Raw genomic sequence first — 8,801 nt, 5'->3', positions numbered from 1 at the left:
CTTCGTGAATGACGAGGTCGCCGCTCGCATCGTCATAGCGGCTGCGCAACCGTGCGAGAGACTCGTTGCGCATCAGCATCAGGTACTTGATCTTCGGCTGGTGCACCGGCTCGGCCGGATCGAAGCCCGATGGGCCGTTCTCGATCGCGAACAGCCTGTCTCCGGGAAAAAAGCCGTCGGTCGGGAGATCGGCGCGCTGAAGTCGCTCCGGCGAGAGGCCCTTCACGGGGTAGCGGTAGAGCGTTTCGATGCGCATGGTCGGGTCCGAAAAGGGCAGAGTGCCGGACCATAGCGGCGGGAGCCGGTCCTGACAGTTCAAATCTTGTGTCCGTTTCGATCCGTCGCTGGCATCGCATCGCAGAGGGCGACGAGTCTCCGGGGCGGCGATTGGGCCTACTCGTCCTCGCCTTCGCTTACGGAGCGCTGACAGCCCCAGCTGGAGAGTACCGCGTCCGTCTCATCGGCGACGAAGAAGCGGGCGGCGTCGCGGTCATAGCCGTCGGTGAGCAAGCGCTCGTAATCGGTATGGACATGGCGGACATGGCTGCCGAGCGCGAGCCAGAGCGCGGTTGAGGGCGGCAGATCCTTCATGTGGCGCCGCTCCGCCAAGGTGATCACCGCCTCGGCATCCGAGAGCGGAATGCCGGGCGCCAGCGCTCTCAGCGCCCGACGAATCGCCTGCTGTCGCTTGGTCCCGGCCATACCCGATCTGCGCCTGCCATTCGGGTCAGGTCAATTGTCGTCGGCCCCCCTTCCGTTGCGCCAATGTCACACTATCTTGGGGTGCGAGGGGCGGCCCATCGTGGCGCCCTATCCTGATGAAAGGCAGCAGGGTCTGCGTTGCTACGGGACGCGCCCTGCGGGCGGAGATAGCTGAATGAACATTGAAAAATATACGGATCGCGCGAAGGGCTTCCTCCAGGCGGCGCAGACGATCGCGTTGCGGGAGGGCAACCAGCAGTTCACGCCGGAGCATCTGCTCAAGGCGTTGCTCGACGACAATGAAGGCATGGCGGCAGGCCTGATCGACCGCGCCGGCGGCCAGTCGCGCTTCGCGCTGCAGCTTGTCGACCAGTCCTTGGCCAAGTTGCCGAAGGTTTCGGGCGGGTCAGGTGGTCTCAACCTGACGCCGGGCCTCGCCCGCGTTTTCGACACCGCCGAGAAGGCGGCCGAGAAGGCCGGCGATTCGTTCGTCACGGTCGAGCGGCTGCTGCTTGCTCTCGCGATCGAGAAGGACACGGAGGCCGGCAAGGCCCTTTCGAAGGCCGGCGTGACGCCGCAGGCGCTCAACGCGGCGATAGAGGCGATCCGCAAGGGTCGCACCGCTGATTCTGCGTCGGCCGAGCAGGCCTATGACGCGCTGAAGAAATATGCGCGCGACCTCACCGCGGCGGCGCGCGAGGGCAAGCTCGACCCGGTGATCGGCCGCGACGAGGAGATCCGCCGCACGATCCAGGTGCTGTCGCGCCGGACCAAGAACAACCCCGTCCTGATCGGCGAGCCCGGAGTCGGCAAGACCGCCATCGCCGAGGGCCTCGCCCTGCGGATCGTCAACGGCGACGTGCCCGAGAGCCTGAAGGACAAGGAGCTGCTCGCGCTCGACATGGGCTCGCTCATCGCCGGCGCGAAGTATCGCGGCGAGTTCGAGGAGCGCCTGAAGGCAGTGCTGACCGAGGTTTCCTCCTCGGATGGTGGCGTGATCCTGTTCATCGACGAGATGCATACGCTCGTCGGCGCCGGCAAGACCGACGGCGCGATGGATGCGTCCAACCTGCTGAAGCCTGCTCTGGCGCGCGGCGAGCTGCACTGCGTCGGCGCGACCACGCTCGACGAGTACCGGAAATATGTCGAGAAGGACGCCGCGCTGGCACGGCGCTTCCAGCCCGTTTTCGTCGAGGAGCCGACGGTTGAGGACACCATCTCGATCCTGCGCGGCCTGAAGGAGAAATACGAGCAGCACCATCGCGTCCGCATCACGGATTCGGCGCTGGTCTCGGCCGCGACGTTGTCGAACCGCTACATCACCGATCGCTTCCTCCCGGACAAGGCGATCGACCTTGTCGACGAGGCTTCGGCGCGCCTGCGCATGCAGGTGGACTCCAAGCCCGAGGAGCTGGATTCGATCGATCGTGAGATCGTCCGTCTCAAGATCGAGCAGGAGGCGCTCAAGAAGGAGAGCGATGCCGGCTCGAAGGAGCGGCTGAAGCGGCTCGAATCCGAGCTGGCTGACCTGGAGTCGCGCTCCGACACGATCACGGCCAAGTGGAAGGCCGAGAAGGACAAGCTCGGCCAGGCGGCGGAGATCAAGACCAAGCTCGACAATGCCCGCAACGAGCTCGCCCAGGCGCAGCGCAAGGGCGAGTATCAGCGGGCGGGCGAACTCGCCTACGGCGAGATTCCGCAGCTCGAGAAGAAGCTGGCCGAGATCGAGGAGAAGGGCGAGAGCGCCGGCATGGTCGAGGAGGCGGTGACGCCTGATCACGTGGCCGCGGTCGTCTCGCGCTGGACCGGCGTGCCGGTCGACCGGATGCTCGAAGGCGAGAAGGAGAAGCTGCTCCGCATGGAGGAGGTCCTCGGCTCCCGCGTCGTCGGGCAGAAGGAGGCGGTGGAGGCGGTCTCGACCGCGGTCCGTCGCGCCCGCGCCGGCCTGCAGGACCCGAACCGCCCGATCGGCTCCTTCATGTTCCTCGGCCCCACCGGCGTCGGCAAGACCGAGCTGACCAAGGCGCTCGCCTCGTTCCTGTTCGACGACGACACGGCGCTCGTTCGCATCGACATGTCCGAGTACATGGAGAAGCACTCGGTCGCCCGGCTGATCGGCGCGCCTCCCGGCTATGTCGGCTATGAGGAGGGCGGGGCCCTGACGGAGGCGGTCCGCCGCCGGCCCTATCAGGTCGTGCTCTTCGACGAGGTCGAGAAGGCGCATCCGGACGTGTTCAACGTCCTGCTGCAGGTGCTCGACGACGGGCGCCTGACGGACGGACAGGGCCGCACCGTCGACTTCCGCAACGTGCTGATCATCATGACCTCGAACCTCGGTTCGGAGTTCCTGGTGAACCAGCCCGAAGGGCAGGACAGCGACGCGGTTCGCGACGAGGTCATGGGCGTGGTCCGCCATGCCTTCCGGCCGGAGTTCCTGAACCGGATCGACGACATCATCCTGTTCCATCGCCTGCGGCGGAAGGACATGGATGCGATCGTCGATATCCAGATGGCGCGGCTGCAGAAGCTGCTGACCGACCGCAAGATCACCCTCGAGCTTTCGAAGGAGGCGCGCGAGTGGTTGGCGGACAAGGGTTACGACCCGGCCTATGGCGCGCGCCCGCTGAAGCGCGTGATTCAGAAGTCGGTGCAGGACCCGCTGGCGGAAGCGATCCTCGGCGGCGAGATTGTCGACGGCGAAACGGTTCCGATCACGGTCGGGCCGGGGTCGCTGATGCTGGGCTCCGTCGCAGCCGTCAAGGAGAAGCGGCCGGCCGGTGTCGCGCTGAACTGACCGCTGTTCCCTTCTCCGTACGAGGGAGAAGGTGTCTGCGGAGCAGGCGGATGAGGGAAGGGTCGCGCAAGCGGCCCTTTTCTTTTGGCCGGTGCGCGGCCCTCATCCGTCACGGCTTCGCCATCCCCGAGGGGGAGAAGGGTTCAGCCCCGTTTCAGCAGGAACACCGCCTGTGCACCGAACAGGTTCCAGAACCACCAGGGTGCGTTGACGCCGACGCGCCCTCCGGCGGCATCGAGCGCGACGGCACGCTCCTTCTTGGCGCCGATCTGGTCGCAGAGTGTGACGAAGTCGCGGATCGTGCAGAAATGGATGTTCGGCGTATCCCACCATGAATAGGGCAGGGCGTCGGTCACCGGCATGCGCCCCTGGAAGAACACCTGGGAGCGCATCCGCCAATGCCCGAAGTTCGGGAAGGAGACGATGGCGTGCCGGCCGATGCGCAGCATCTGTTCCAGCACGAGACGCGGATTGCGGGTCGCCTGGATCGTCTGCGACAGGATGACGTAGTCGAACGAGTCGTCGGGATAGTCGACGAGGTCGGTATCGGCGTCGCCCTGGATCACCGAAAGCCCCCGCGTCACGCAATCGGCCACGCCCTCGCGAGACAGTTCGATACCGCGCGCATCGACCCTGCGGGTTTCCGCGAGAAGGGCCAGCAAGGCGCCGTCGCCGCAGCCGACATCGAGCACGCGCGTGCCCGGCGTCACCATCTCGGCGACGAGTCGCAGGTCGATGCGGTGGGTCTGGTTGTCGCTGAAGGCCATGCTCAGAGTCCGCGTGCCCGTGCCGCCGCGCCGATGAAGCCGCGGGTGGTGGCGAAGAGATTGGGCTCTTCCAGCAGGAAGGCGTCGTGCCCCTTGTCGCTTTCGAGCTCGACGAAGGAGACCGAGGCGCCAGCCGCGTTCAGCGCATGGACGATCGCGCGGGAATCCGCAGTCGGGAACAGCCAGTCCGAGGTGAAGGATGCCACGCAGAAGCGTGTCTTGGTTCCCGCGAAGGCGCGCGCCAGCACGCCGTCATGGTCGGCCGCGAGGTCGAAATAGTCCATCGCGCGGGTGACATAGAGATACGAATTGGCGTCGAAGCGCTCGACGAAGCTCAAGCCCTGATGCCGCAGATAGCTTTCGACCTGAAAATCGGCGTCGAAGGAGAAGGTCGGCGCCTCCCGGTCCTGCAGCTTGCGGCCGAATTTTCGGTGCAGCGCCTGTTCCGAGAGATAGGTGATATGCGCGCCCATCCGCGCCACCGACAGGCCCTTGGCGGGACGCGTGCCTTCTTCGAGATAGCGCCCCCGCCGCCAGTCCGGATCGGCCATCACCGCCTGCCGGCCGACTTCGTGGAAGGCGATGTTCTGCGCCGAATGCTTGGCGCCGGTGGCCAGCGGCAGGGCCGAGAATACGCGGGCAGGGTAGCTCGCCGCCCATTGCAGCACCTGCATGCCGCCCATAGAGCCGCCGGCGACGCAGAACAGGGTCTCGATGCTCAGCGAGTCGACGAGCGCGGCCTGCGCCCGCACCATGTCGCGGATGGTGACGACCGGGAAGGACAGGCCCCAGGGCTTGCCCGTTGCCGGATTGGTCGAGGCCGGGCCGGTCGTGCCGGTGCAGCCGCCGATCACATTGGCGCAGATCACGTAGAAGCGGTCGGTATCGATCGGCTTGCCCGGCCCGATCATCGAGGTCCACCAGCCGCCCTTGCCGGTGATCGGGTTGCGGCTCGCCACATACTGGTCGCCTGTCAGCGCATGGCAGACCAGGACGGCGTTGGACCGAGCCGCGTTCAACTCCCCATAGGTCTGGTAGGCGATCTGCCAGTGGTCGAGCACCACGCCGCAATCCATCAGCAGCGGCGTCTCGGGCCCGAACCGCGCGACCTGGCTCGAAGGCTCGTTCGCCTCCTTTTGCGGATCGGCCAGGCTGGGGGAGAGATCGCTCATTTCGTCCGCTTCGACAGTTGGATTTGTCTTGCCGGTCCAGGCGTTCGGAAAATCGAACCCTAGCGATGCCGTGCCGTGGCGCTGCTGTCAACGCAGGACTGTGCAGCCGGCTTTGCCAAGGCCGCGCCGGAGCGCTAAGGAGCGTGGCCTTGCCGGAAAGCGCGTTGCCATGACCGAAGCCGCCCCGACCACCCTTGCCGATCTACGCGCCGAGATCGACCGCATCGACGGCGACATGCATGCGTTGCTGATGGAGCGCTCGCAGATCATCGAGACGCTCATCTCGGTCAAGAAGACGCAGGCCTCCGGATCCGCCTTCCGCCCCGGCCGCGAGGCCGACATGATGAAGCGGCTGGCGCTGCGTCATAAGGGGCTGCTGCCGCTCGACACGGTCGAGAGCATCTGGCGCATCATCATCGCCACCTTCACCTATGTGCAGGCGAATTACTCCGTGCATGCGGACGTCTCCGGCGGCGATCCGGCGATGCGCGACTCCGCCCGTTTCCATTTCGGCTTCACCGTGCCCTTCGTTCCGCATGAGGATGCCCGCGCGGTCATCCGTGCCGTCGCGGAATCGGCCGGAGACCTCGGTATCTTCCGCATGGATCAGGGCGCCAGCGCCGGCATCTGGTGGCGAGAGCTTATCGGCCCCGACAAGCCCAAGATCATCGCGCGTCTGCCCTTCATCGAGCGGCCCGATCATCCGGCGGGCACGCCGGTCTACTGCATCGCCAAGCCTCTCACCGACGCCGCGGTGCGCGAGATCGCGCTCTACGCCGCCCGCGTCGAGCGCTGGTCCGAAAACCTGCGCCATGGCCTCGCCGAGCATCTGGCCGAAGTCTCCGCCTCCGCGGCGGACGGCTCGCATCTGTCGCTGCTGGTCGCAGCCTCCGGCGAGGTCGATCAGGCCGCGATCCGCGAGGCTCTGGTCCCCGCCGGCCTCAGCGACTTCTCCGAAGTCGGCAGCCACGCCGCCCGCTTCGCCGTCAAATCCGCCCGTTGAGCGGGCGCGCTCTGTTTCCCGCTGCAAGGTCAATCACCATGGCGACCCGTCCCACCCCGCGTCCCGGCGTCCTCGACATCGAGGCTTACGTCCCCGGCAAATCCGCCGCGCCCGCCGGCGTGAAGCTGCACAAGCTCTCCTCCAACGAGACCCCGCTCGGCCCGAGCCCCAAGGCGATCGCGGCCTTCGAGGGCCTCGCCGCGAAGCTGGAGCTCTATCCCGACGGTACGTCGAGCAAGCTCAAGCAGGCGATCGCCGGCCGCTACGGCCTCGATCCCGCACGGATCATCTGCGGCAACGGTTCGGATGAGCTGCTCGAGCTCGTCACAAAGGCTTATCTTGGTAGCGGCGACGAAGGCATCTACAGCCAGTACGGCTTTCTCGTTTATCGCATCGCCATCCTCGCCGCCGGCGGCAAGCCGGTCATCGTGCCCGAGAAGAACTACACCGCCGATGTCGATGGCATCCTCGCTGCGGTGACGCCGCAGACGAAGATCGTCTTCCTCGCCAACCCCAACAACCCGACCGGGACCTATCTGCCCTTCGACGAGGTCAAGCGCCTGCAGGCCGGCCTGCCGCCGCATGTGCTGCTCGTGCTCGACGCGGCCTATGCCGAGTATGTCCGTCGCAACGACTACGCTTCGGGCCTCGAACTCGTCGCCGAGAGCGACAATGTCGTGATGACGCGGACGTTCTCGAAGATCTACGGGCTCGCCAACCTCCGCATCGGCTGGCTTTACGCTCCGGCGCACGTCGTCGACGCGCTCGAACGCATTCGTGGCCCGTTCAACGTCAACGGCGCCGCGATCGAGGCCGGCGCCGCCGCCGTTGCCGACGAGGCCCATGTCGCGGCCGCGATCGAGCACAACGAGAAATGGCTGGCCTGGACGACGGCCGAGATCGAGAAGCTCGGTCTCACCGTCACCCCGTCGGTCGGCAATTTCGTGCTGATCCACTTCACCAGAGCGCCGGGCAAGACCGCCAAGGAGGCCGATGCCTTCCTGACCCAGCGCGGCCTCATCCTGCGCGCCGTCGGCAGCTATGGCCTGCCCGATGCCCTGCGCATGACGATCGGCAGCGAAGAGGCGAACCGCCTCGTCGTCGCCGCGCTCGCCGAATTCCTCAAGGCGTGATCGAGATGGCGGAAAGCTTCGCGCCGCGCCGTTCCGAGCCGGTCTTCGCCCGCCTCGCCATCATCGGCATCGGGCTGATCGGCTCGTCGATCGCGCGCGCGGCGAAGGAGCTGAACCTCGCCGGTACGATCATTCTGGCCGACCGCGACGAAGCGGTCCGCAAGCGGGCGCGCGAGCTTGATCTTGGCCATGCCGTCGCTGACACGGCGTCGGAGGCGGCGGTTGATGCCGACCACGTCATCCTGTGCGTGCCGGTCGGCGCCTGCGGGGAGGTCGCGGCCGAGATCGCGTCCGAACTGAAGCCGGGCGCGATCCTGTCGGACGTTGGTTCGGTCAAGGGCTCGGTCGTCGATGCCGTGTCGCCGCACCTGCCGGAAGGCGTCTCCTTCGTGCCGGCCCACCCGGTGGCGGGCACCGAGAATTCGGGGCCCGATGCGGGCTTTCCCAGCCTGTTCCTCAACCGCTGGTGCATCCTGACGCCGCCGGAGGGAACCGACCCCGCGGCCATCGCCAGGACGCGCCAGTTCTGGGAAGGCATGGGCGCGCTGGTCGAGGTGATGAGCGCGCAGCACCATGACCTCGTGCTGGCCGTCACCAGCCATCTGCCGCATCTCATCGCCTATAACATCGTCGGCACGGCAGAGGATCTCGAGGCGGTGACGCAGTCCGAGGTGATCAAGTTCTCGGCCGGCGGCTTCCGCGACTTCACCCGCATCGCAGCTTCCGACCCGACGATGTGGCGCGATGTCTTCCTGCACAACAAGGAAGCGGTGCTGGAGATGCTGGGCCGCTTCAACGAGGATCTCGCACTGCTCACGCGGGCCATTCGCTATGGCGACGGCGAGACGCTGCACAAGCACTTCACACGCACGCGCGCCATCCGCCGCGGCATCGTCGCGCTCGGCCAGGAGAAGCCGGAGACGGAGAAGCTGCGGAAGGACTAGAGTCGTTGGCCGGAGCGGCCCGCTCGGCGCTTGTGCAGCGCGGCTGTGCACGATGCCGAGTTGGGCTTGCCAAGCCCGGCGGCGGCTGTTACAGCGCCTCCCGTTGCCGCAATAGCTCAGCTGGTAGAGCACCTCATTCGTAATGAGGGGGTCGGGGGTTCGAATCCCTCTTGCGGCACCATCCTCATTCTCAGAGACGCTCGCAGCCGCTCCGAAAGGGCGGCTTCTTTGTTTGCGAACGGGCGGCTTCTCGTTGGCTGTTTCTCCGGTTCGAGTCGGAACCTCC

8 protein-coding genes and 1 tRNA gene are annotated in these 8,801 nt (G+C 66.5%); 5 read left to right on the top strand and 4 right to left on the bottom strand.

Going from position 1 to position 8,801, the window contains the following annotated elements:
- Both ACIPIA_RS06025 and ACIPIA_RS06020 read right to left on the bottom strand, forming a co-directional pair.
- Nucleotides 1-256 (bottom strand): MOSC N-terminal beta barrel domain-containing protein (locus ACIPIA_RS06025; RefSeq protein WP_400507625.1); only part of this gene is annotated, 256 nt, incomplete at its 3' end.
- Nucleotides 257-393: 137 nt separating this feature from the next.
- Entirely contained in the window at nucleotides 394-702 is a 309-nt protein-coding gene (locus tag ACIPIA_RS06020) for a DUF2293 domain-containing protein (protein ID WP_400507623.1), read from the bottom strand.
- Nucleotides 703-877: 175 nt separating this feature from the next.
- Between ACIPIA_RS06020 and clpB the strand changes: the two genes are divergently transcribed.
- Nucleotides 878-3,496: an ATP-dependent chaperone ClpB gene (gene clpB, locus ACIPIA_RS06015; RefSeq protein WP_400507622.1), complete on the top strand. Its 2,619-nt coding sequence runs from the start codon at nucleotides 878-880 to the stop codon at nucleotides 3,494-3,496.
- A 143-nt stretch (nucleotides 3,497-3,639) separates the two neighbouring features.
- Here clpB and metW read toward each other — a convergent pair whose 3' ends face one another.
- On the bottom strand, nucleotides 3,640-4,263 hold the full coding sequence (gene metW / locus ACIPIA_RS06010) for a methionine biosynthesis protein MetW (protein ID WP_400507620.1): 624 nt from the start codon (nucleotides 4,261-4,263) through the stop codon (nucleotides 3,640-3,642).
- Nucleotides 4,264-4,265: 2 nt separating this feature from the next.
- Nucleotides 4,266-5,435: a homoserine O-acetyltransferase MetX gene (metX, locus tag ACIPIA_RS06005; RefSeq protein ID WP_400507618.1), complete on the bottom strand. Its 1,170-nt coding sequence runs from the start codon at nucleotides 5,433-5,435 to the stop codon at nucleotides 4,266-4,268.
- A gap of 169 nt (nucleotides 5,436-5,604) precedes the next feature.
- On the opposite strand from metX, the gene ACIPIA_RS06000 reads away from it, so the two are divergent.
- The 4 genes from ACIPIA_RS06000 (at nucleotide 5,605) to ACIPIA_RS05985 (ending at nucleotide 8,696) form a co-directional block, all read left to right on the top strand.
- A complete protein-coding gene (locus ACIPIA_RS06000) occupies nucleotides 5,605-6,438 on the top strand; it encodes a chorismate mutase (RefSeq protein ID WP_400507616.1) in 834 nt (277 codons plus the stop codon).
- A gap of 32 nt (nucleotides 6,439-6,470) precedes the next feature.
- The gene (gene hisC, locus ACIPIA_RS05995) at nucleotides 6,471-7,571 is read left to right on the top strand and encodes a histidinol-phosphate transaminase (protein WP_400507627.1); all 1,101 of its coding nucleotides are present in this window, start codon (nucleotides 6,471-6,473) and stop codon (nucleotides 7,569-7,571) included.
- A 5-nt stretch (nucleotides 7,572-7,576) separates the two neighbouring features.
- Complete coding sequence (locus ACIPIA_RS05990; RefSeq protein WP_400507614.1) at nucleotides 7,577-8,515, top strand: prephenate/arogenate dehydrogenase family protein; 939 nt, start codon at nucleotides 7,577-7,579, stop codon at nucleotides 8,513-8,515.
- A gap of 105 nt (nucleotides 8,516-8,620) precedes the next feature.
- Nucleotides 8,621-8,696, top strand: a tRNA-Thr gene (locus tag ACIPIA_RS05985).
- The last annotated feature ends 105 nt before the right edge of the window (nucleotides 8,697-8,801 follow it).

Origin of the sequence: Allobosea sp. CER48, assembly GCF_044752385.1 — a bacterium.
GTDB lineage: Bacteria > Pseudomonadota > Alphaproteobacteria > Rhizobiales > Beijerinckiaceae > Allobosea.
The sequence above is the reverse complement of the archived record's forward strand: the minus strand, read 5'-3'. Positions and strand labels throughout refer to the sequence as shown.

What these genes read in the sequence shown, in the direction of transcription:
- ACIPIA_RS06020 (WP_400507623.1), bottom strand. Translation starts at nt 702, where the DNA reads ATGGCCGGGACCAAGCGACAGCAGGCGATTCGTCGGGCGCTGAGAGCG.
- clpB (WP_400507622.1), top strand. Translation starts at nt 878, where the DNA reads ATGAACATTGAAAAATATACGGATCGCGCGAAGGGCTTCCTCCAGGCG.
- metW (WP_400507620.1), bottom strand. Translation starts at nt 4,263, where the DNA reads ATGGCCTTCAGCGACAACCAGACCCACCGCATCGACCTGCGACTCGTC.
- metX (WP_400507618.1), bottom strand. Translation starts at nt 5,435, where the DNA reads ATGAGCGATCTCTCCCCCAGCCTGGCCGATCCGCAAAAGGAGGCGAAC.
- ACIPIA_RS06000 (WP_400507616.1), top strand. Translation starts at nt 5,605, where the DNA reads ATGACCGAAGCCGCCCCGACCACCCTTGCCGATCTACGCGCCGAGATC.
- ACIPIA_RS05990 (WP_400507614.1), top strand. Translation starts at nt 7,577, where the DNA reads ATGGCGGAAAGCTTCGCGCCGCGCCGTTCCGAGCCGGTCTTCGCCCGC.